19 protein-coding genes are annotated in these 21,520 nt (G+C 34.6%); 3 read left to right on the forward strand and 16 right to left on the reverse strand.

The window, feature by feature from the left end:
* Positions 1 to 25: 25 nt before the first annotated feature.
* Together CAP47_RS06465 and CAP47_RS06470 are read right to left on the reverse strand one after the other, a co-directional pair.
* Positions 26 to 1,102 carry an ABC transporter permease gene (locus tag CAP47_RS06465; RefSeq protein ID WP_100775894.1) on the reverse strand — a complete coding sequence of 359 codons (1,077 nt, stop codon included), beginning with the start codon at positions 1,100 to 1,102 and terminating at the stop codon, positions 26 to 28.
* Positions 1,103 to 1,112: 10 nt separating this feature from the next.
* Complete coding sequence (locus CAP47_RS06470) at positions 1,113 to 3,248, reverse strand: carboxy terminal-processing peptidase (protein ID WP_100775895.1); 2,136 nt, start codon at positions 3,246 to 3,248, stop codon at positions 1,113 to 1,115.
* Between the two features lie 172 nt (positions 3,249 to 3,420).
* Here CAP47_RS06470 and surE point away from each other — a divergent pair, with 172 nt between their 5' ends.
* The 3 genes from surE to CAP47_RS06485 are packed head-to-tail and all read left to right on the forward strand — an operon-like array spanning position 3,421 to position 4,960.
* Positions 3,421 to 4,203, forward strand: coding sequence for a 5'/3'-nucleotidase SurE (gene surE, locus CAP47_RS06475; RefSeq protein ID WP_100775896.1), 783 nt, complete (start codon positions 3,421 to 3,423; stop codon positions 4,201 to 4,203).
* Positions 4,196 to 4,477: a hypothetical protein gene (locus tag CAP47_RS06480; protein WP_100775897.1), complete on the forward strand. Its 282-nt coding sequence runs from the start codon at positions 4,196 to 4,198 to the stop codon at positions 4,475 to 4,477. Before surE ends, CAP47_RS06480 begins: the two co-directional genes overlap by 8 nt.
* A complete protein-coding gene (locus tag CAP47_RS06485) occupies positions 4,478 to 4,960 on the forward strand; it encodes an acyl-CoA thioesterase (RefSeq protein WP_100775898.1) in 483 nt (160 codons plus the stop codon).
* Between the two features lie 18 nt (positions 4,961 to 4,978).
* Here CAP47_RS06485 and CAP47_RS06490 read toward each other — a convergent pair whose 3' ends face one another.
* The 14 genes from CAP47_RS06490 to sprA form a co-directional block, all read right to left on the reverse strand.
* On the reverse strand, positions 4,979 to 5,341 hold the full coding sequence (locus tag CAP47_RS06490; protein WP_100775899.1) for an arsenate reductase family protein: 363 nt from the start codon (positions 5,339 to 5,341) through the stop codon (positions 4,979 to 4,981).
* Positions 5,342 to 5,352: 11 nt separating this feature from the next.
* Positions 5,353 to 5,592, reverse strand: a complete 240-nt coding sequence (locus tag CAP47_RS06495; RefSeq protein WP_100776100.1) for a hypothetical protein — start codon at positions 5,590 to 5,592, stop codon at positions 5,353 to 5,355.
* Positions 5,593 to 5,605: 13 nt separating this feature from the next.
* Complete coding sequence (locus tag CAP47_RS06500) at positions 5,606 to 6,145, reverse strand: DUF420 domain-containing protein (protein ID WP_100775900.1); 540 nt, start codon at positions 6,143 to 6,145, stop codon at positions 5,606 to 5,608.
* A complete protein-coding gene (locus CAP47_RS06505; RefSeq protein ID WP_100775901.1) occupies positions 6,142 to 6,816 on the reverse strand; it encodes an SCO family protein in 675 nt (224 codons plus the stop codon). Before CAP47_RS06505 ends, CAP47_RS06500 begins: the two co-directional genes overlap by 4 nt.
* 4 nt (positions 6,817 to 6,820) lie before the next feature.
* On the reverse strand, positions 6,821 to 7,465 hold the full coding sequence (locus tag CAP47_RS06510; protein WP_100775902.1) for a hypothetical protein: 645 nt from the start codon (positions 7,463 to 7,465) through the stop codon (positions 6,821 to 6,823).
* Positions 7,466 to 7,542: 77 nt separating this feature from the next.
* On the reverse strand, positions 7,543 to 7,920 hold the full coding sequence (locus CAP47_RS06515; protein WP_100775903.1) for a cytochrome C oxidase subunit IV family protein: 378 nt from the start codon (positions 7,918 to 7,920) through the stop codon (positions 7,543 to 7,545).
* An 18-nt stretch (positions 7,921 to 7,938) separates the two neighbouring features.
* Positions 7,939 to 8,922: a cytochrome c oxidase subunit 3 gene (locus tag CAP47_RS06520; RefSeq protein WP_100775904.1), complete on the reverse strand. Its 984-nt coding sequence runs from the start codon at positions 8,920 to 8,922 to the stop codon at positions 7,939 to 7,941.
* Between the two features lie 43 nt (positions 8,923 to 8,965).
* Entirely contained in the window at positions 8,966 to 9,535 is a 570-nt protein-coding gene (locus tag CAP47_RS06525; protein WP_100775905.1) for a heme-copper oxidase subunit III, read from the reverse strand.
* Entirely contained in the window at positions 9,526 to 10,431 is a 906-nt protein-coding gene (gene cyoE / locus CAP47_RS06530) for a heme o synthase (protein ID WP_100775906.1), read from the reverse strand. Before cyoE ends, CAP47_RS06525 begins: the two co-directional genes overlap by 10 nt.
* A 103-nt stretch (positions 10,432 to 10,534) precedes the next feature.
* A complete protein-coding gene (locus CAP47_RS06535; protein WP_100775907.1) occupies positions 10,535 to 12,607 on the reverse strand; it encodes a gliding motility protein RemB in 2,073 nt (690 codons plus the stop codon).
* A 131-nt stretch (positions 12,608 to 12,738) separates the two neighbouring features.
* A complete protein-coding gene (locus CAP47_RS06540; protein WP_100775908.1) occupies positions 12,739 to 13,458 on the reverse strand; it encodes an energy transducer TonB in 720 nt (239 codons plus the stop codon).
* Positions 13,459 to 13,512: 54 nt separating this feature from the next.
* Complete coding sequence (locus CAP47_RS06545; protein ID WP_238140982.1) at positions 13,513 to 13,866, reverse strand: VanZ family protein; 354 nt, start codon at positions 13,864 to 13,866, stop codon at positions 13,513 to 13,515.
* Positions 13,867 to 13,885: 19 nt separating this feature from the next.
* Positions 13,886 to 14,263, reverse strand: a complete 378-nt coding sequence (gene gcvH / locus CAP47_RS06550; RefSeq protein ID WP_093244787.1) for a glycine cleavage system protein GcvH — start codon at positions 14,261 to 14,263, stop codon at positions 13,886 to 13,888.
* Between the two features lie 19 nt (positions 14,264 to 14,282).
* The gene (gene sprA, locus CAP47_RS06555; RefSeq protein ID WP_238140984.1) at positions 14,283 to 21,518 is read right to left on the reverse strand and encodes a cell surface protein SprA; all 7,236 of its coding nucleotides are present in this window, start codon (positions 21,516 to 21,518) and stop codon (positions 14,283 to 14,285) included.
* Between the last annotated feature and the right edge of the window lie 2 nt (positions 21,519 to 21,520).

Here is a 21,520-nt window from a genome sequence, read left to right on the forward strand (position 1 = left end):
AAAGTGTCGATAAATAAAGGAAAGTTTAGCTTTTAACGTCAAAAGCATCACGCAAAGCATTTCCGATCAGCATAAAAGCCATCACGAGGCTCATAATACCCAATCCAGGGATAATAGCAAGGTAAGCTTTGCCAACAATAATATAGCTGTAATGGTTTTTAATCATCGCTCCCCAACTTGGGATAGGAGGTTGAGCGCCAATTCCTAAGAAACTCAAGCCACTTTCTATAAGGATAGCTGCTGCAAAATTTGCTGCTGAAATAACAATAACGGGTGCAATAGCATTGGGTAATATATGCTTCATCATAATACTTCGATCAGGAATGCCAAGCGTTTTGGCTGCGGTGACATATTGCTCGTTTTTAATACTGATAAACTGACCGCGCACAACACGTGCAACTTCAATCCACATGGTTAAACCAACGGCGATAAAAACTTGCCAAAAGCCTTTGCCTAAAACCAACGTAATAGCGATAACCAGAAGCAGAGTAGGGATGGACCAAGTCACGTTGATAAGCCACATGATGGCCTGATCTATTTTTCCACCAAAATAGCCAGCGATTGCTCCTAATGCAATTCCGATGACTAATGAAATGAAAACGGCCACAAACCCGATGGAAAGTGAGATACGAATTCCGATAATCATTCGACTGAGCAGATCTCGCCCATATTTATCCGTTCCTAAGGTAAATGTTTTAGAACTGATGTATTTTTCATCTTTCGACTTTAAATCTTTAAGCGCAACGTGTTTATCAAAGTCAGTTTGCTCAACAGCATAATCATTATAATACAATGTATCATTTTTGACTTCTGAATGCTGAACTGGTGTGAATTGATTCACTTTAGTTTTTCCAGATAAAAACCATAATGTGCTTTCTTCAGTTAAGGATTTTTTATAAAAACCATCAACTTTAAAACCTGGTGGTTTTGAATGAATACTCAAAGCCATTTGGTTTGCATTTTTAGAATTATCAGGCGAGATCACATAAGCAAATAAAGCCACCAAAATGCAAAAGATCACATAGAAAAAACTGAAAACGCCCCAGGTGTTTTTTTTAAACTTCTGGAGCGCTAAATATGTTTGTGAGTTTTTTGAAAACAAGGTTAAAGCTTTAGTTTTTGCGTGCTTTTAAACTGTAGCCTGCTTTGTCTTTTGTTTTTAATTGACTTAAGACTGTGACAGCTTCCTCGATGTAAACATCGTGGGTTAAATTTTCAAACCAACGTTCGCGTTTTTCAGCTAGAGTTGTATCTGTTTTGAAGGTTTTAGCTTCACTTGCAATTGCATTAAATGTCAAGTTGTTTTGATAATCAGAAATCGCTTCAAACTTTTTAGACATTTCTTCTAAAGCTTTTTCATCTTCCTGATACTTCATGTAATTTAGGCTGTAAGCCTTTTCATCACGCTGTGTTCTGATCCACTGCGCGTTTTCGTCAATCAATTTGATTGTTTCCTGCTCTAATAAACGTTTTGAAGATTCTTTAATCACTTCTTGTAAGTTAGAATAACCATTCCATTTTTTATAATCAGCAGGTTCTATTTTGTCCCAAGGCATTGGATTGTCATAATCTCTTTCGCCTAAATCAACATAAGAATAGCGATCAGGAACGGCAACATCACTTGCAACACCTTTCAATTGAGTTGAGCCACCATTAATTCTGTAGAATTTCTGCGTTGTAATTTTAAGTGCACCCATATCGCCTAAAGAACTACTTCTCATCCATCTGTTGAGGTCAACAACGTTTTGTACAGTTCCTTTTCCATAAGTTTGCTTACTTCCGATAATCACAGCTCTTTCATAATCTTGCATAGCAGCTGCTAAAATTTCTGAAGCTGAAGCCGAAAGTTCATTAACGAGAATCACTAAAGGTTTTTCCCAAATAATTTTTTTGTCTTTATCTTTTAAAACATCAACATCATTTTGTTTGTCGCGCACTTGAACAACTGGTCCGTTTTCTATAAAAAATCCTGCGATATCAACAACTGTAGAAAGAGATCCGCCACCATTATTTCTTAAGTCAATAATGAGACCTTCAGTATTTTCTTTCTGTAAAAATTCAATTTGCTTTTTAATATCAGATGCTGCATTTCTTTGTTTGTAATCATTAACATCAAAATAGAATTTCGGCAAGTTGATGATACCGTATTTACGTCCATCTTTATTAGTCGTTGCCGACTTTGCGTAAGTTTCTTCAATTTCAACAACATCTCTGATGATTTGGATGTTTTGTAAACTTCCATCAACCTTTTTAACGGTTAAAGTGACCACAGTTTCCTTTGGGCCTTTGATTAAATCAACAGCATCTTCGAGTCGCATTCCTGTAATAGTCACAGCTTGATCTTCATCTTCTTGTTTAACTTTCTGGATAACATCACCGACCTCAAGTTGTCCGTTTTTCCATGCAGGACCACCAGAAATCACTTCTAAAATTTTTACTTCATCACGTTGCTTTTGCAAACGTGCTCCAATACCTTCTAATTTACCAGACATCGAGATGTCGAAACGTTCTTTATCTTGTGGTGCAAGGTAATTTGTGTGAGGATCAAACTGACTAACAATTGAGTTGACATAAATTGAAAACCAATCTTTACGTTCAAGCTCAGACATTGTTGAAAAGTAATTTTCCATAGATTTACGCGTGATATCACGCGCTTCAATCTCAAGGGAATCTTTGCTTTTCATTGTGTAGCCTTCCTCGTTTTCAACTTTGTTTTCTTCATCTTTAATCAAATCTGCATAAGTTGCAAGTGTTGAAAACTTCAGTTGATCTCTCCAGCGTTCTTTCAATTCTTTATTTGAAGATTGATAATCGATATTGTCATAATCAGTTGAAATCGTTTCTGTTTTAGTAAAATCAAAAGGCTGACTCAAGATGTCTTTATAAAAAGTTTCAGCAGTTTGCATTTGTTCTGTTAAGGACTGATGCGCATGATTGAAAAAATCTATATTTTTTTCATTGATGGCATCATCGATTTCTGTTTCATATTCCTGTAATTCAGAAATTTGTCCTTTAGTAAAATATCTCTTCATCGGGTCTATAGATTTAATAAAATCTTTATAAACAGCCGCTGAAAATTCATCATCGATATCTTTCATATCATAGTGCCCTTGGGAAACTACGAATGAAATGAGTTCAATTAGAACTTGATCTTTATCAGAATCAGCATCGAATTTCTTAGTCGTAAAACTGCATGATGTGACCGATAGTATAGTGATAACAAAAAGTACGATTAAATTTTTTTTCATAATAATTTTTTGAAATTGACTCTGGTAATAAAAACAAATGTATGTTTTTAAAATAAAATACGCCTCAATTTTAATATTTAGCTTTCATAATGTTAACAACCTCTTTTGAAGATACTAAAATTTGCGCTTATGTGAATGAGAAAGTTTAAATTTGGGCTTCTAATAAAATTTTATGAGCAGAAAACCTTTAATTTTGGTAACGAACGATGACGGAATTACTGCGCCAGGAATTCGTCATTTGATTCAAATAATGAATACAATTGGTGATGTGGTTGTTGTTGCGCCAGATCGTCCACAAAGCGGAATGGGACACGCCATTACCTTAAGTGAAAATTTATATTGTGATCCTGTTGTGATTGATCAATATTCTGATATTGAGGAATATAGTTGTTCAGGAACACCTGTTGATTGTGTGAAGATTGGTACGCAACAAATCCTTGTTCGTCAACCAGATCTGCTTGTCAGTGGTATTAACCATGGCTCAAACGCTTCTATAAATGTGATTTATTCAGGGACCATGAGTGCTGCTGTTGAAGCTGGGATAGAGGGCATACCTGCAATTGGCTTTTCTTTATTGGATTACAGTATGGAAGCCGATTTTAAACCGAGTACTAAGTTTGTGAAGCGTATAGCTATGGAGGTTCTTGAAAAAGGTTTACCGCCAAGAACAGTTTTAAATGTTAATATTCCGATTGCTAAAAAAAGTAGCGATATCAAAGGCATTAAAATTTGTCGTCAAGCACAGGCTAAATGGCAAGAACAATTTGATAAACGCTCCAACCCACAAGGTCGCGATTATTACTGGCTTTCAGGTGAATTTGTTAATCAAGATAATGGCGAAAACACCGATGTTGAGGCTTTAGAAAATAATTATGTTTCTGTTGTGCCTATTCAGTTTGATTTGACAGCGCATACTGCTTTAGAAGAACTTAAAAAATGGGATTTAGATGCGTAAGAAACACATGCTTATTGGTTTTTTAGTTGGCTTGCTCGCAAACTTGGCGGGTCTGTATTTATACGTTTTCTTTTTTACAAATTATGAAATTGAAGATGCTTTGGTAATTAGTTATGAAGACGGTTTTATAGGCAAACTCATCGCTTTAGGCGCTATACTTAATTTTTTACCTTTTTTTGTTTTTATAAAAAAGAAAGAAGATCACAAAGCACAAGGGGTTTTGATGGCCACCATTTTGAGTGCTTTCACCATATTAATAATTAAATTGATTTAAATGTATTTAAAAGATTTTGAAGTCAGATGGAGTGATATTGATGCGAACCGTCATTTGGCAAATTCTGCTTATCAGAATATGATGAGCCATGCAAGAATGGATTTCTTGACAGAAAATGGATTTACGCATCAATCATTAATTAAACATAACCTTGGACCTGTTGTTTTTTATGAACATGTTTATTACTTTAAAGAAGTGATGCCAGATGATTCATTAAAAGTGAGCACTGCCTTGAAAGGTTTATCTGATGATGGTCGCTTTTTTCAGTTTGAACATAACTTTTATAACCAAAATGGTAAAAATTGTGCTCGTGCAATCATGCTTGGTTCATGGATTAACATGAAGTCGAGAAGTATAACAACTTTGCCTGAAAACATGTTGAACATGATTTCCGAAATGGAAAAAACAGATGATTTTACGAAGTTAACTAAAGAAGATACAAGAAAGTATCAGCAACGGCCTGTTGATTTAGAAACTGCCTAAGCTTTCAGTCTTATAATATTAATAATCAGACGAGTTGAAATATTTTTTCAGCTCGTCTTTTGTTTTTTTAGCATTGCCAATAAAAATATGATCTCCGTCTATAAAAACTGGACGCTTCAGTAAAGTGTAATGCTCAGCAATCAGTTCTTTAAGTTCCTCTTCTGAAAGTGATTTATTTTTGAGGTTTAGTTCCTTATAAATTCTAGCTCTTTTGTTGAGAAGATCTTCATAAGATGCTGTGAAGTTTCTTAAATGTGAAAGATCATCTAAAGAAATAGGCTCTTTCTTTAAATCTTGAATAAGCATATCTTCAGGAAGATCGAGATCATTCATAATGCGTTTACACGTGTCACAAGTTGATAAATAAAATACTTTTTTCATGGGAAAGAGAGTTATTCAGCTTCTTGTTTTTTCTGACGACGACTTCTATAAACAGCATAAAAAACACCGCCAACAAGTAAATATGGGAAAGCCATTAAATAAACGATTCCGTTATTAATGCCTTTAGCAGCGCTTTGATCTGTGTCAGATTCTAAAACGGCACGACACATTGAGCATTGTGCGTCAGCTACATTAACAAAGAGTAATAGTAAAATGACGCTAAAGATTATTTTTAAAAAATTCGTTTTCATCATTTTTAAATTTTTAATAATATGGATACATAAAAAGATAAACCAAGACTCCAGTGATAGCAACATAAAGCCAAATAGGAAATGTCCAGCGAGCTATTTTTTTATGTTTTTCAAAGTTACCACTTATCGCACGATATATTGTAAACAAAACCAATGGAACAATAATCGCCGACAAGATGATATGTGTTATTAAGATAAAGAAATAAATTCCTTTTAGCAAACCTTCGCCACCATAAGGAACCGGATCATTACTGATTTTTGAAATAACATAGCTTACTAAGAAGACAACTGAAAGTGCAAATGCCGTCATCATAAAGAACTGATGTTGCTTTCTTTTTTGTTTTAAAATCATGCGATAGCCGATGATTAAAAGAAGCGCAGTCAATGCATTAATAATTGCATGGAAAAAAGGAAATGTACCAACATCGACGCCCAATAAATTTGAACGTTCAGGAAGGTACATCAACACAAGTACAATAATAGGAACTAAGATAGACAACGTGATAATTGTCGGAACCGCGTACTTGTCAAACTTTGAAATGTTTGTTTTCATTCTAAAAGTGATTTGATGTCTTTGATAAGAATATCAATTTGTGGTTCTTCACCTTCTAAAGGGTTTTGTTCGTCATGCGGAACTGATCCTCTGTAGAAAATAATTGGATTGCCAAATTGGTCATGTCTAGAGCGAATATATCCTTCTTGATCGACAAGTGCGAAGTATCCAGAATGTTCAAAACCGCCTGGCGCATTTTCATCTTCAGCAGCGTAAATATTAAAGCCTTTATTGGATAAATTGTAAATTTCATTTTGATCACCAGTGAGTAAATGCCAGTTGGCATGTTTGATTTTATACTCTTCCGCATATTCTTTGAGAATTTCCGGTGTGTCAAATTCAGGATTTATGGTGATTGAAGCAATCCCAAAATCCATGTTACCATAAAATTCGTTTTGAACTTCAACAAGATTAGATGTCATCACAGGGCAGATTGAAGGGCAGTTAACAAAGAAAAACTCGATGACATAAACTTTGTCTTTATAATCCGCATTCGTTATTGTCTCTTTGTCTTGATTGATAAGTTCAAAATTTGGAACTTTCTTTTTTTCTCCATTTACAATGATATAGCCCAACTCCTCACTTTCATTTCTTGAGTTGTATTCGTTAACAACCCAAATTCCGAAAATGAGTACAACGAGCGATATGCCAACGTAAGAATACTTTTTCATTTGATTAATCTTCTTTTTGTTCTTCTTTATATTTTTTTAATTCGAGTCTATATTCAGCTAAAAGCACTTTGACATCATCGTTAAGTTTGTCATTCACTTCTGCAATATTACTCATGTCATAGGCGTATTTTAAGCCTTCATCTTCATCTTTCAAGCGACCTCTTAGGTTGATGTTTTTATCAATGATAAAGCAATGATCTGAAGAAAGTTTATCGCTTAATTCAATTTCACTTCCAAGTTTTTCAAAAACTGATTTGATTTCTGTATCAGTCAGACTGACGAATTTCCAGAATTTTGCATCAGATGAAGTCGAATTGATTTCATACTTAAATTGATCGATGTATTTTTCTTGATCTGAGCTGATGACAGTGACAACCTGAAAATCTTTAAACTCATGATTTTTATCGTAGATTTTCTCCTTCATATTAAAGGCGTAAACCTTTGTTGTTTCAAAATCGTGGCCAAAGAAAGTTAATAAAGTTATTTTATCCTTTAAGTTGACAGAATCAGATTTGATTGTGTTTGAAATATCAAGATCTTTTTTAAGTATAGGAAGTCGTGCAAATTCATTAACAGCACTTGAGAAAAACATGTAAGCTGTAATAGGAAGCACAAAAAGTATGATCAGAACAATTTTCTTTTTGTCCATTATAAATTTTTTACAAAAATAGAAAAGACGGTTGATATCAACCGCCTTTTCTATGAGTTTTTAACCTTTATTTAGATTTAGAAGTCCCAAGTTACGAAACCATTCTCGAAGACATCATAAATATAATATCCTTCAATTAATAGAATCGCGATAAGGTATGAGATTAAAAATACGCCCGTCCAAACAACAGATCTTCTTAACCCTGACGTTTCATGCTCCATGTGCATAAATGCCCATGTAATATAGTATGCTTTAAAAACTGTGAGGATAATAAAAATCCAGTTAAGCAAGTGCATATTGATAATATCAGTATTTACTAAAAAGTCTGGTTTTATAATACCTAAAACAACCTCTACAATCGTTAAGACAGAAAGGATGACAAATACTTGCCAAATTCTCTTGATAGCTCCAGAGCTTTTCTTTTTATTTTCAGTAGTCGTAGTTTCTGCTGACATGATAATTAATTTATAATATTAAACGAGGTAGAAGAATGTAAAGACAAAGACCCAAACTAAGTCGACAAAGTGCCAGTAGAGTCCTACTTTTTCTACCATTTCATAAGAACCTCTTTTTTCGTAAGTTCCAACCAATACATTAAAGAATGTGACAATGAGTAGCATAATACCAATTGAAACGTGGAAACCGTGAAAGCCTGTAATGAAGAAAAAGAAATCTGCAAACAGAGGTGGTCCGTATTCATTGCGTGTCAGGTTTGCGCCTTCAACAACTCTTACGGCTCTTTCGCTTAGGTATTTTTCTGCCTCAGCACGGTCAAGTATTGTTTTTTCGCCGTTTTCGTTAATCTGCATTGTTCTGATAGAAATATCAGTATGATCAGTGAAACCAGCTTTGATTTCATCTAAAGTGTAACTTGGTTGGTCATTACCAGAAGCATACCAAATTCCGTTACTTCCTTCATGTACAGCCTCACTTCTCTCAGAAGCTTTTGCAAAATCTGCAATGGCTATTTGATGTCCATCACTGTTAACAAACTGTAATATTTGACCAGATTTTGTTTCAATAGCTCCGTAAGTTCCACTGATAAAGTTTTTCCATTCCCAAGCTTGTGAGCCTAAGAAAATTAAACCACCTAATATGGTTAATGCCATATAAGTCGTTACTTTTTTCTTGTTCATGTGGTGTCCAGCATCAACGGCTAAAACCATTGTAACAGAAGAGAAAATAAGTATAAACGTCATTAATGCGACATAATACATCGGCGCATCAACACCGTGTAAGAAAGGGAAGTGATTAAACACTTCATCGGCAATTGGCCATTCTTCAATAAATTTGAAACGAGACAAACCGTAACCAGATAAGAAGCCTGTAAAGGTTAATGCATCTGAGAGGATGAAAAACCACATCATCAACTTTCCATAGCTTGCTTTTAAAGGAGGTGTGCCGCCACCCCAAGCCTTACCTTCAGTTCCTGTTTGTGCAACAGTAGTAGATTCCATATAATAAGATGTTTGTTGTCTGCAAAAATAGACAAAAATCTATTTATTTAAAGAAATATAAAAACAAAAAGAGATATATCCACAAAATGTCCACAAAATGCCAAAAAGTTAAGCCTAGACTGAAGCCTAACATGTTTCCTTTTGAGTACTTCTTTCTAAAATGATTATAAATTACAACCAGCAGAACAATTAAGCCTGCAAAGAGGTGAACCAAGTGTGTGACAATAATGATATAAACAAATGAAACGCGAACATTACTAGCGCCACCTGTAAAACGGAAACCATCTTTGATGATTTCATCAAATCCCATAAATTGCATAATCACAAACAAGCTTCCCAATATGAAAGTTGCGATCATTAAGATGTTTGCTGCCTGTCTATTGCCGTTTAAAATTTGTTTTTTTGCAAAGTGAAATGTAAAACTACTGATGACAATTGCAATTGTACTGTATAAAAACACAGAAGGTAAATCATAATCTGTTAACCAATCTGGGCGAGTTTTACTAACCACATAAGAGCTTGTTAAGCCTGCAAACATCATCACCATACTGATGATGCCAAACCAAAGCATCATTTTTCTCGCACGAGCTTTACTTGTATTATCTATACCCATAGTCTAATATATTTATCTAAAACGTAAACAATTTGAATAAAAGAAATGTATGAAACACTCGCTAGCATCAATGCTTTTGCAGCTTTTGTTTCACGTGTTTTATAAAGTTGAATAGCTCTGTAAAGCATAAAAATGCCTAAAGCTAAAATTATTATTGCTGAAATAGGAGAAATCATAAAGTCTCCAGTAATTTGAAGAACAGGAATTAACGAAGCGATAATTGTCCAGATTGTGTAAAGAATAATCTGGATAGCCGTTCCTTTATCACGTTTCCCTGTTGGAAGCATAAAGAAGCCACCTTTTTTATAATCATCATATAGCCACCAGCCTAAAGCCCAGAAATGAGGGAATTGCCAAAAAAACTGAATCATAAATAAAATTCCTGGTTCTATGCCAAACTCTCCGCTTGCTGCAACCCAACCTAACATAAATGGTATTGCGCCTGGTAGGGCTCCTGCAAAAACTGATAATGGCGTTAAGGTCTTTAATGGTGTGTAAACACTTGTGTAAAGAAATATTGATATGGCACCAAACATCGCCGTAATCGGATTGATGATGAATAGGAGGTAAACACCTAAAATCGTCATAACTGAGGCGAGTATAAATGCATTTTGCTTTGAAACTCTCCCAGATGGAATAGGTCGATTTTGTGTTCGTTGCATTTTAGCATCTAAATCTTTTTCAATAATTTGATTGAAAGTATTAGACGCACCAACCATAGCGTAGCCTCCAATAGCTAGCAATAGGATGTGGAAATAATCAATATGTTCAACGCCAAGCAGATAACCTGCAATGGATGAAAAAACAACGCTTAATGCAAGTCTGACTTTTGTGAGCGATTTAAAATCATCAAAAATGCTTGGAGTCGTATAATTTTCAGCTGTGGATTTAGACAACTTTTTGTATTTTTGTGCAAAGATACAGCGAAAAAAACAGATTTTGAACTTTGACGAAAGTTAATATTATCTGATGTTCAAAGTAGAATGCTGATGATGTTGTTTAGTAATTATAATACCAATTGAACAAGTCTGTTCTAAACCCAAAATTAAACCAAGTTGTGTTGTCTTCAAACACCGTTGCGGTTGTTTCTTCTGGTTTAAAACTTCTATGAATAATGCGTGTGTAAAGCTTAAGGTTTGTTTTTGGATTGATTAAGTAGCCAACTTCAAGTTCACCAAACAATTGTTTGACTTTATTGCCGTACCCAATTTTAATGTTATTATCCTTAATTCTGTCACGCTCATTTCCATAAATATTACCTCCATAAAAAGGATCAAGATCATCGTTTTTTTCTAAACCTCTTGTCCCTGCAATGAATTTTGCATGACCAAACCAACGGTCTTTTCGATATCTTGCAATTGCAATAAACTCTCTAAAATTAGCGCCCCATTGATGGGCTAATGATTGACCATTATGGCCGTAGTTTAAAACGCCTGTGTAATGAGAATAAGTGTAAGGCCTAACTTCATTATACTCAAGTTGTAAATTTAAATCTTTGACTTTAAAGGCGTCAAAGTATTTAACTCCGAGTTGGAAACCTAGTTTATTTCTCCAGCTATTTTGTCCTCCAAAAATATCACTTGTCGCAAACTCGTCAATTATTAACTGACCATAAGAATTAATGTTATCAGTCCATTTATACTTATAACTTAGACCTATTAAAGCGTTTCCGCCTTTAGATCCTGTTGAAAATTCAATCATGTGATAAAATATGACAGGATTGATGTAGTTGAAATCAAAGCCTCTGTCATTATCATTTTGCCAAATAACAGATTCAAACAGTCCGATATTTAACCTTTTTGTAATGTTGTAACTGAGATGGTGTGTCGCCATGTATTTTGTTCGGTATGATCCATTATCAGTGACCTCATCTCTTGTATCTCTCAATGATCTCCAAGTATTTGTGTATTTAAGTTTCCAAATATTTGTTTCTATTTTAAAATATGGATGAATACTGGCATTATCACTTATGAAAAGTGATCTATGTCCGTCACCTATAAAATTTTGACCATGACCTAATTGAAGTTTGAAATACTTGCTAGGTTTATAACTGATATAGCCTTCAGCGATTGGATAATCGTAAGCGTTTTCATTAAATCTTTTAGCGATCCCTCTTGAAGGAATGGTTGCTGGGTTTCCGCCAACAGGTTTTATCGATTCGGCATAAGCATTGTAATAGTCAGCAAATCTTGCTTGACTTTCGTAAATTGCTGTAAAGAAATTAAATTTCTTGCCTAATTGTCCTTGTATGTATGCAGCTCTTGTGTTATTATAAGTATAGCTCTCATCAGATTCTGTGTCTTTTCCTAATTGAAGATCTGCGGCAATATTAAAAGTTAACCAATAATCTTCTCCTTTAATTGTGACTAAATCTTCGTTAAAAAACTTTTTACCGAGCCATGTTTTTTTGTCAAACCTTAAATCATTGACTTCTTTTTCAAAATTATAATAAGGTTCGATGTCTTTGTAAGAATAAGGTTTTGATGATGTATGCGTGTTTGTGCCAATTCGGTTTAATTCTTTATCAAAACGATTATAAACCTCATGAGATAAAGGGATATTGAGATAACTGTTGAATTGGTCGTCATTAAACTGTTGATTTTTCAGTTGATCATATTCTTCTTGAAGTGGATTTTTTTTCTTTTCCTCTAAAATTTTAGTCTCATTTATATTAATCTCCTCCGTATTATAAATTGGAATAGAAAGAGGAATCGTGAATCTAATAAAACGCGCTTCACCGTTATAAGTTGCAGGTTTTATTTTTGGTAATGAGTCAAAGCTTTTTTGTATTTCACTCTTGATTTTTTGATCTATCGCGTTGATGTAAATCACATTAAACTTTCCAATTGTATCAACTTCAAATAAAACTCTGGCAACACTTTCAGATTCATCCAAAGAATCTGGATGATTATAGCTTTCTGCAAGATGATTAATAAGTTGACTTTTAAAACAATTATTCTGTTGTTCTGAGTTTTTACATTCTTCAAAAACAGGGTAAGTTTCTAATTCAGATTGTGCCTTAACAGTAAAACTTAATAACAAAAATAAAATCAGGAAGGAGTGAGACTTCATAAAATTGAACGATTAGGTGGCAAAGATAGCAAAAAGCTAATTTTAGCAGTTATTTGCGAGTTGAATTTATGATGCATAAAAAAAGCTCGAATCAACTGATTCGAGCTTTAATATTTTTATAATATAAGAGTTTAATCTCTAATTTGGAAAGTAATAGGAAGCGAGTAAAGAACACCTACTTTTTGACCTCGTTGCTCACCAGGTTTCATTTTAGGTAATTTATTAATAACACGCTCACCTTCTCGTTGTAATCTTGGGTGAGGGTTACGCGCTCTTACATCAACAATTTCACCAGATTTACTGATTTTAAATTGTACGTAAACTCTATTAACTCCACTTAAACCTAAGTCTTCACCAAGGCCAGTGTCGAATTCTTTACCAACAAACTCAGAAATCTTTTTACTCATACATTTCTTGCGTTCTTCATTGGTCGTGTATTTCTCACAGCCAGGGAAAATCGGTACATTTTCAATAACAGCAAAAGATACATCTCCGATTTCTTCTTCAACCTCTTCAACTTCTTCAACCTCAACAATTTCGTCTTGGTCAGTATCTGTTGATTCAATCACGACCTCTTCAACATCTTCTTCGTTGTCAACAACCTCAATAACTTCGGGTGCTGGCGGCGGCGGTGGTGGTGGTGGCGGAGGTGGGGCTTTAATATCAGTAATAGGGACATCTTCTTCTTCAAGCATGTCCAAATTAACTTTACCTGTGTCGATTTGCTCTTTATCGTATGTTTTCCATTCGATAAGGAACAAAGTTAACCCAAGCATAAGCGCAAGACCAATTTGAAAAAAAAGAAAGCTCTTTTTATTCAAATCTTTTTTTGGATTCTTTTTAGGTTCCATAATTAATTTTTAAAGATTACTAAAGTATAAATTTTCAAAAGACTATCAATGACTTTACTTATTAATTTTTAAAAATTGTAACAAAGCACTTGTAATAACAAGACCGATAAATGATCCTAAAGTATTTGCTAGAATGTCAAAATAATCAAAAGTTCTATAGGTAGTCAAGCTCTCTTGAAGGACTTCAATAACAATGCCAAAAAGTATTGTTAAAAAAAATATACCGCTAAAATCTTTTAACGATATATTTTTTTCTTTGTAATTTCTATAATGCAGTGCCACACTAAAGCTCAATGAGGCATAGGCAATGAGATGATAAAGTTTATCTGCTGATTTGACTTTTAGCTTAGGTAAATCACTAATATTAATAAGTGATAGAGCAGGAATTGCACTTGCTATCAGAATCAACAAGCATAGACTTAGCCACTTATTCGATATGAGCTTTGTAAGCTGCTGCATCGATAAGGTCATTAAGTTGTTCAGTATCTTTTATTTTAGCCTTAATCATCCAACCTTTGCCATAAGGATCTTCGTTGACTAATTCTGGTTCATCTTCAAGCTCTTCATTGAATTCAATGATTTCGCCATCAAATGGTAAAAATAAGTCAGAAACAGTTTTAACAGCTTCTACAGTTCCAAATACTTCTTCTTTATCAAGCTCTTCGTCTACTGTTTCAACTTCTACATAGACAATGTCACCTAGTTCGCTTTGAGCGAAATCCGTTATGCCTATTGTTGCTACGTCACCTTCAATCTTGACCCATTCGTGGTCTTTTGTGTATTTTAAATCTTCAGGTAATTTCATCTTTATATTTGTTTAATTATTAGTTTCCAAAGTTGTATCTCAATGTAAATCCACTTCTAATCGTTGTTTGTGGATAAATTGTGGAGATCGCATTTTTCGAAAAGATATGATCATAAAAGAAAATCGCAGTTAAGTTTTTGGTGAAAGCATATTCTGCTTCAAAATCTATTGACCAAATGTCTTGTCCTGCAGTCGTTCTGTTATTTACAACATCTAATGATCTGATGATTGTTTCATTTTTTCTTAAAGATAGATTTGCGTTTAATTTTAAATCACTGCTTAAAACGCGTCTGTTACCTTCAAATTGAGTTACAATCTTCAAATCTTTGATGCGATAACCAACCCCAAAGATATACTCTTCCCCTAACATTTCTGTTAAAAGGCTGTTATTAAAACTCAATGATAAAGCTCTGTCTTTTCGATATTCAGCTAAAATACTAACTGAGTTTTTCATTTCAAAATCGACCTTTAATAAAGGTGTAAATTCTTCTATTAAGTTGATGTTTGAAATGATGTATTCACTGTTGAAATTTCCTTTTTGATTTTTATTAAATTGCCCGTAAGGATCAATTCTGTTAAAGTTCAAGTTACTTTGAAATTGATTGATCGTGTAAGATGATGAGTAAGCATGTTGTAATGAAAACCTAGTAAACCTTTCTTTGAACCAGTTCAGACGCATTAAGCCTGAGTATTTCAAATTCCAATTTGGTAGAGGCGTATCTCTAAAAGCTCCAAGTTTTACACTTCCTGCGTCTTTTCCAGTATATGCAGCAAGGAACGCAGGTAACAACACATCTTGACTTGAGCGCCCAAAGCCTTTTGGATAACCGTTTTCGTCAATATTTGATGGATCATTGATATTGATGCCAGCATTTGAAGCTAAACGATTTGCAATGACAAGTCTATTACTTCTAAAATCTTCAAAAGTTTGTGATTGATCTCTTGAGCTTTCTTTAAAAGCTGTCTTGATCATATTTGTAGAAATGTTGAAGTTACCAAACGTATTTGGCGTTACAGATCTATACTCACCTGTCAGTTGATCAATATTGTAATTTTCCGCATAGGTATCAGAATACATACGGTTTGCAGTTAAGTCTAATGTTAATCCTGGTAAAAGTTTGATGCCTGCCTGTATATCTAACTGTGTGTTTTTTGTTCGTGTATATTCCTCATTAAAGTCTTGATACATTGTTAGCCAGCCTTTGCGTGCAGCGCGTTCTCTGATGTCGCTTTGCCCACCAAATGTGAAAGCTGCAGAAGGTTTTAAAGTTCCTCCAAAACCTATGCTGTTAAGGTAACCTGGTAAAAAGATTCCTTTTGTGTTTGAGTAATTAACTTGCACGCGGTCAAGTGCTGTTACAATTCCTATTAAGGTATTTAATGCTTTGTCACCTGTTGATAATTCACTTGAGTTTCCTGAAGGCGCTTCTTCTTTTTGTAGCGTTTGAGCTGCAAGATCAGAGCCGCCTCTTCTTCTGTTCATTTGCTGTCTTGCATTGTTGGCCTGGCTATTTGCTCGTTTCTTAGTTAAGCCGATGTAGTTATAAAATCTGCTCATCGTCAAGTTTGCATTGATGTTGTGCTGAGCAGAGTTTTGAACGGTGTTTCCTAAATCTGGAATGTCTTCAAGATTTCTTAAAACTTCAGATCCTTTTTCCCACATAAAATCTCCTGAATATGAATACTGCGCTTTTAAGAAGCTTAAAAAAGGAAGTTTTTCTAAAGGTAAAGTGTAATTAACTTGTAAACGCTGATAATGTCTGTTTGGTTCGCCGAAGTTGATAAAATCATCCCAAATGCCAACTGAATTATCTTGATTGTTATTTTCGTCAATATAATTTCTAACAATTCTATTTGTTGAAGAATTGAAATTAAAATTTAAAGCATCAGTTAATTTATGTTCAATACTGTATTCCCAGTCATAGAAATAATTACGCTGATATAATTTTGGCGTCCCTATGCTTCCTGGAGGCAAGTTGAGATTTCTCAATTTCATTTCGTTATACTGCCTGTTAAAAGTTGAGCTTGCAGAAAGTGATGTTGGTAATAAATTGATATTGAAATCTGTTAATAAATCAAAATACGGACTTTTTAATAATTCAATATTTTTAAAAGGCTCAACTTTATATGGTTCAACTTGATATTCGTAAGTTAAGCCAACATTCAGGGATTGATCTTTTGATTTTTCTATTTCAAAATCTCTATGATCAATTTGATTATAAGTTCCTGAGAAAGCAAAGTTTTCAATATCGTAAGGCATTGGCGTACTTTCTTCTTGACCAACTCTATCCTTCCTTAAGCCAATAACACTTACACTTTGGCGGCGTGTATATGTTTCCGCACGTTCTTTGATTTGGTCTCTGGTTTCACTGTCTGGTGCTGTGTCTAGAATATTATCAAGTTCTAGATCATCATAAACTGGATCATATTTAGGTGTGATTAATTCTTCACCTCGACTGTATGAAAACGGAATACGAACACCCCAATCTTGAGGAAGAAGTTGACCAACATTAATACCTGTTACAACATCATATTGTTGCATATCTTCTTGACTACGTTGGTTTGGACCATCTTCGATACCGCCAAAGCCTGACGTACTTCTTCGACCAGTTGCTGAAATGTTAGCAAAGTCAGCAAAATTGGTGTCCATATTCGCAACAGCAGCCCAGCCACCTTCATTTTTTAAACCAGATAAGCGCATTTCATTAAACCAAACTTTACCTGAAATATTTTGATTAGAACTGTTTGTTAAACCTAACATCATCACTCTGACATTACCAAAACTCGGATTTCCTTTAATACCAATTCGCATTTCGCCTGGTAAGCTACTTGGCGCCGGAGATAGTTCTTCAGTGAAATAATTCAGGTCAAGGCTACTATAATTATCATCATTAAGGACTAATGACTTTATACGTTGTAAAACGTCTAAACTCAGTTCTAAATCATTTTCGGCTGGCCAAACGCCTCTTGGCGTTAAATCACCTGGCGAGCTCACTTTTAAAGGAACTTCAATTTGATAATAATTATCTGTGAAATCGATTCCCATCCTGATGAAAGCGACCATTTCATCATCTTGTAATTGCGGGTTTGGAGCAGGATATGATTCAGCATGTAAAAACATTTCAAGCTTTTTGTACTGACGCATATCAATTTGATAATTCTTGTATACACCTCGAGAATCCTTAGTCTCTAAGTTTTTGACATTTAAAGAAATTGACTTTTCATCTTCTCTAACTGTTGTGTTGTTGTTGACTAATTCTTCACGGTAAACACCAGGAGGAGTCACATAAGATGAAGTTGTTTCTTCAGAAACAGATTCTGAGCTAAATTGTGTTGTTGTACTTGTTTCTGGATCATTACCATCAGGTCTGATAGGTTGGTTGTAGGTTAAATAATCACCTCTCACCAAGTCCAAACTACCAAATCTTAAAATTGTCTGTTCTTCAAAATCTGTCATAAACAAACGCATAAAACGGATTGATCTTAAATCAGATATGCCGCCGACTGAATATTTGGAATCAGTTTTTAATGGGACTCTAAATTGTACCCAACGGACTGGCATTTGGTTCCCATTTTCTAAAGTTACATTGGTTTCTCTAACGTCGGTAATATAATCACGATCAATGCCTGCACTTGAGCTTGTATTGTTTTGAACACTCATGTTAGGATAAATAGGAACTTCATATTCGAAATAGCTATCTATCGTGTTCATCGTGTTGTCTCTGTTAACATCTTCTACATCAGGGAAAGATGAATTTCCTCTGTTGTTTTCAGAAACATCAACAGGATTGTTGCCTTCCAAGCCGTTATATTTCGCATAGCGATCGAGGATGCCACCTTCAGAATTAAGGTAGTAGATATAATCATCATTTGAAGGATCTTCAAAACCTGCAAAAGCGGGGAATTTTTCAGCTTCTTGGGCGTTATTCAGTCCATCTAAACCAACATCTTGATTGGCTCTTTGTTGTCCTTCAGTGTCAAAGGCGTAAACCAAAGATTGATTACTTGGAACTTTACCAAAGTTGGTTGTTAAGGTGTTTGATAAGCCACCGTCTTCTGGTAAGCCATTTTCAAATTGCTTGCGACCATCTTTTAAAATATCTTCAGAAATACTACCAAAGTTAAGAACAACTTTACCGCCATTATTTGTGACATTATCATCATAAATAAACGGATCCATTACCCAAAACTCAACAAATTCAACATTAGCGCGTTCAAAATCTGTTGTTTGTAAACCCCGCATAATTCCACCGAAATTCTGCTTGGCATTCGGCAATTGGTTATCGTTAGCAGCAGCTGGATTGTAATTATACATCCCGCGCTCATTTGGATCGTAAGATAAATCCAAAGAGTAAATTGTTTGAATTTGACCAGGCACTAAATCTGTGTTTGGGAATAGTTCATTGATCAAAATTCGTCTTGAGTAATATTGTGATAAATCTTGATCCGTTAGTCCGCTTGGTCTTTGAGAGCTGTAGAAAATCGGATCAATAGTGTACCAATTTAATTTTGCTCTGTAATTGTTGATGCTAATATCATCATTGACATCGTAAGTGCCGTTAACATCATTTGGACCTCTAAATCCAACAGGAATACTTGATAAACTCCATGAATCTGGATTAAGTACTGAAATTGAAGTTTGAGATCCTTCGAAATCGTCGATATATGAAGTTGCTTCTCCTCCAAATTCACTTGCTTTTGGTGAGCCAGGTTTGAGGTAAGCAAATTCTCCTCTAAAAGAAAATCTAGACTCAACATCTGTATCAATGTTAGGAAGCTTATTAACAAGCCTAGTAAAGAAAGGAACTTCAGTGTCGTATTTTAAATTAAATCCGTAGATGGAGTTGTTTATCGCTTCTGAATTATAATCTGATTTTTGAGTGATTGGTTTTTCACTTAAATTTAAAAATGTTGCGCCAAATTGTAAATCATCACTAAATCTGTGTTGAACGTCAATTCCTGTAAATCTTTTTGTTTGTCTTCCAAAGACAGCATTGTTTTCAGTTGAAATATTAATAGGTGTGTTGGAAGCGAGTAAGGCTTCATCAAGAATATTCACACGGCTCAACTCGTAATCAACAGTATAATCAACACCTTCTTGTAATTCTCTTCCGCCCGCAGTCACTTTAACAGAACCTCGCGGAACGTTAAATGAACCGATCGGGATGCCGTTAGCACCTGAGGATTTATAACGTCCTTTTAATTGGAATTTATTTTTATCAGTGCCTTCTTGTTTTGCTTGTGTTTTAGTTGTTTTATATAAACTTCTAAAAACATATTTCTTTTGGTTGTCGTTATAAGTCACAGGATCGCTATAATCTTCACTTCCTGTGTTTGGTGAATTGTCTAACTTTTCAAAAAGATATTCACCAAAAGGTTCAACTTGTGTAAATTTAATTAAGCCTTTATCTGGATCAATCGTAATTCCTGGTACGAAATCAAAAAAACCATCACCTCCACTAATTGGGTCATTGTTAGCATTTAATCGATCTAACTGAAAGACCTTTAATAAATTTTCATCTTCAACATCAGATGGCAAAGGAACAGATGAGTTTGGCGCAGCTTCAATAAAGTTAACCGGTTCAGGATCTTTGTATAAAATATTAAACCTAAAGCCATCTTCTTCTAATTGATTTGTCCCTAAATAATAAAAGTTTTTCATCATCAAATCCCAAACAGGTTCGTTCACATTTGTAATTGGACTTTTAAGAAGCTTAACAACTAAATTTTGATTTTGAGCGATTTGTTCACCAGGAACATTAGGATTTTCAGTGGTTTCAGTTGCATCTGGTCCGCCATTTGCAAACTCACCAACTTGAAAAACTTTACCATCTGTTGTTTTATATTCAAAAGCGATACCTAAAATCTCGTCGTTTGATAAACGTTGGTTTAAAGAAATATAACCGAGTTGAGGGTAAAGCGTGTATTCATTTTGTCTTAATTCTCTTGCGTTTTCTAAAACAGCATAGTCACGACCTTCGGAAACAGCAGAATTAGCAGCACCAAAACCTTGGTTGACAGTTGAAATATCTCGAATGGCATCCGTTAAAATAGAGTTTCCAGAACTAATGCCAAAAGGGTTAAAATCGTTATTTGTGTTATGCGGTCTTGCGTTTGGATTATTGATGAAGTTAGGAACAGGGGGAGCGGTTTGATTTCCTTGGTTATCGATAAATAAACCTAATTTTTCAGGGTCTGATTCTCCAACATCTTGCAAAGCGACAATGCTTCTGGCATTCGAATAATCATTTGAATTGTTTGATCTATTTGTCACCCAAACCTGAACTCTTGTGATTTGAAATTTACTGTTGACAAATGGATAATTTTTCAAAGCATCATCATATTGATCACGGAAGTATTGTGATAAGAAGAAGTGTCTATTCTCATCATAATCTAAAATGAATTTATCAAAATCTCTAACCGTTGCACCGCCTTCGACTTGAACGCTTTGACGCTCCGAGTTAAGCTCAGAGAAAACACCAGTAATTGTTGTTTTACCAAACTGAAGTTCTGTTTTTACACCAAACAAACTTTGAGCACCTTCAATCAAAGAACTATTAATTGGCATATTAACGTTACCAACTTCAATTTTACGAACGATATCATCTTCTGTTGGAGTGTATTCAAGTTTGATTTGGTTTTGAAAATCAAAAGTTGATTCTGTGTCGTATTCCGCGTTTACAGTCAATCGTTCACCAACAAAGGCTTGAAGCCCAACGCTGATGCGTTGATCAAAATCAAAAGTGACATTGCTTTGATTTCTAGGCGATATAGAAGGGTTGTCTTGTTTTGAATAAAGAATTCCTAAATCAATTGCGACAGAACCTCTTGGGATTACCTCAATTCTGTTACCTCCAAAGACACTTTGAAAGAAAGAATTATTGACATAAAAAATCGGAATTAAATTCTTCTGATTTTCTTCATTTCTACCGCTAGCGGCATCAGACTTTTGTTTGAAGTAAGCTTTGAGCTGCTGCTCCATGATTAAATCATGGTATTCTTCACGCGTTAAAACCAGCGGATATTTAATACTGACTTCGCCTATTTTTTCGGTGTAAATATATTTGTCTAAAATTGGATCGTATTTGTATTTTTTTGCAATACTTGATGGATCATCCATAAAGATCTGTCCAAAACTATAACCTGTTTTGGTGCTGTCTTGTTCCGTTTGACCAAAAGTTTCTGTTGTACCAAAGAGTAAACATGTAAATACGATGCAGAAAGCTGAAAATTTATGACTTAGCAGTGACTCCAAAT

It is taken from the genome of Psychroflexus sp. S27 (assembly GCF_002810405.1).
Taxonomy (GTDB): Bacteria; Bacteroidota; Bacteroidia; order Flavobacteriales; family Flavobacteriaceae; genus Psychroflexus; species Psychroflexus halocasei_A.

Bases quoted from the DNA above. Each gene is read 5' to 3' on its own strand.
- CAP47_RS06470 (WP_100775895.1), bottom strand. From the start codon at position 3,248: ATGAAAAAAAATTTAATCGTACTTTTTGTTATCACTATACTATCGGTC.
- surE (WP_100775896.1), top strand. From the start codon at position 3,421: ATGAGCAGAAAACCTTTAATTTTGGTAACGAACGATGACGGAATTACT.
- CAP47_RS06480 (WP_100775897.1), top strand. From the start codon at position 4,196: ATGCGTAAGAAACACATGCTTATTGGTTTTTTAGTTGGCTTGCTCGCA.
- CAP47_RS06485 (WP_100775898.1), top strand. From the start codon at position 4,478: ATGTATTTAAAAGATTTTGAAGTCAGATGGAGTGATATTGATGCGAAC.
- CAP47_RS06490 (WP_100775899.1), bottom strand. From the start codon at position 5,341: ATGAAAAAAGTATTTTATTTATCAACTTGTGACACGTGTAAACGCATT.
- CAP47_RS06495 (WP_100776100.1), bottom strand. From the start codon at position 5,592: ATGAAAACGAATTTTTTAAAAATAATCTTTAGCGTCATTTTACTATTA.
- CAP47_RS06500 (WP_100775900.1), bottom strand. From the start codon at position 6,145: ATGAAAACAAACATTTCAAAGTTTGACAAGTACGCGGTTCCGACAATT.
- CAP47_RS06505 (WP_100775901.1), bottom strand. From the start codon at position 6,816: ATGAAAAAGTATTCTTACGTTGGCATATCGCTCGTTGTACTCATTTTC.
- CAP47_RS06510 (WP_100775902.1), bottom strand. From the start codon at position 7,465: ATGGACAAAAAGAAAATTGTTCTGATCATACTTTTTGTGCTTCCTATT.
- CAP47_RS06515 (WP_100775903.1), bottom strand. From the start codon at position 7,920: ATGTCAGCAGAAACTACGACTACTGAAAATAAAAAGAAAAGCTCTGGA.
- CAP47_RS06520 (WP_100775904.1), bottom strand. From the start codon at position 8,922: ATGGAATCTACTACTGTTGCACAAACAGGAACTGAAGGTAAGGCTTGG.
- CAP47_RS06525 (WP_100775905.1), bottom strand. From the start codon at position 9,535: ATGGGTATAGATAATACAAGTAAAGCTCGTGCGAGAAAAATGATGCTT.
- CAP47_RS06535 (WP_100775907.1), bottom strand. From the start codon at position 12,607: ATGAAGTCTCACTCCTTCCTGATTTTATTTTTGTTATTAAGTTTTACT.
- CAP47_RS06540 (WP_100775908.1), bottom strand. From the start codon at position 13,458: ATGGAACCTAAAAAGAATCCAAAAAAAGATTTGAATAAAAAGAGCTTT.
- gcvH (WP_093244787.1), bottom strand. From the start codon at position 14,263: ATGAAATTACCTGAAGATTTAAAATACACAAAAGACCACGAATGGGTC.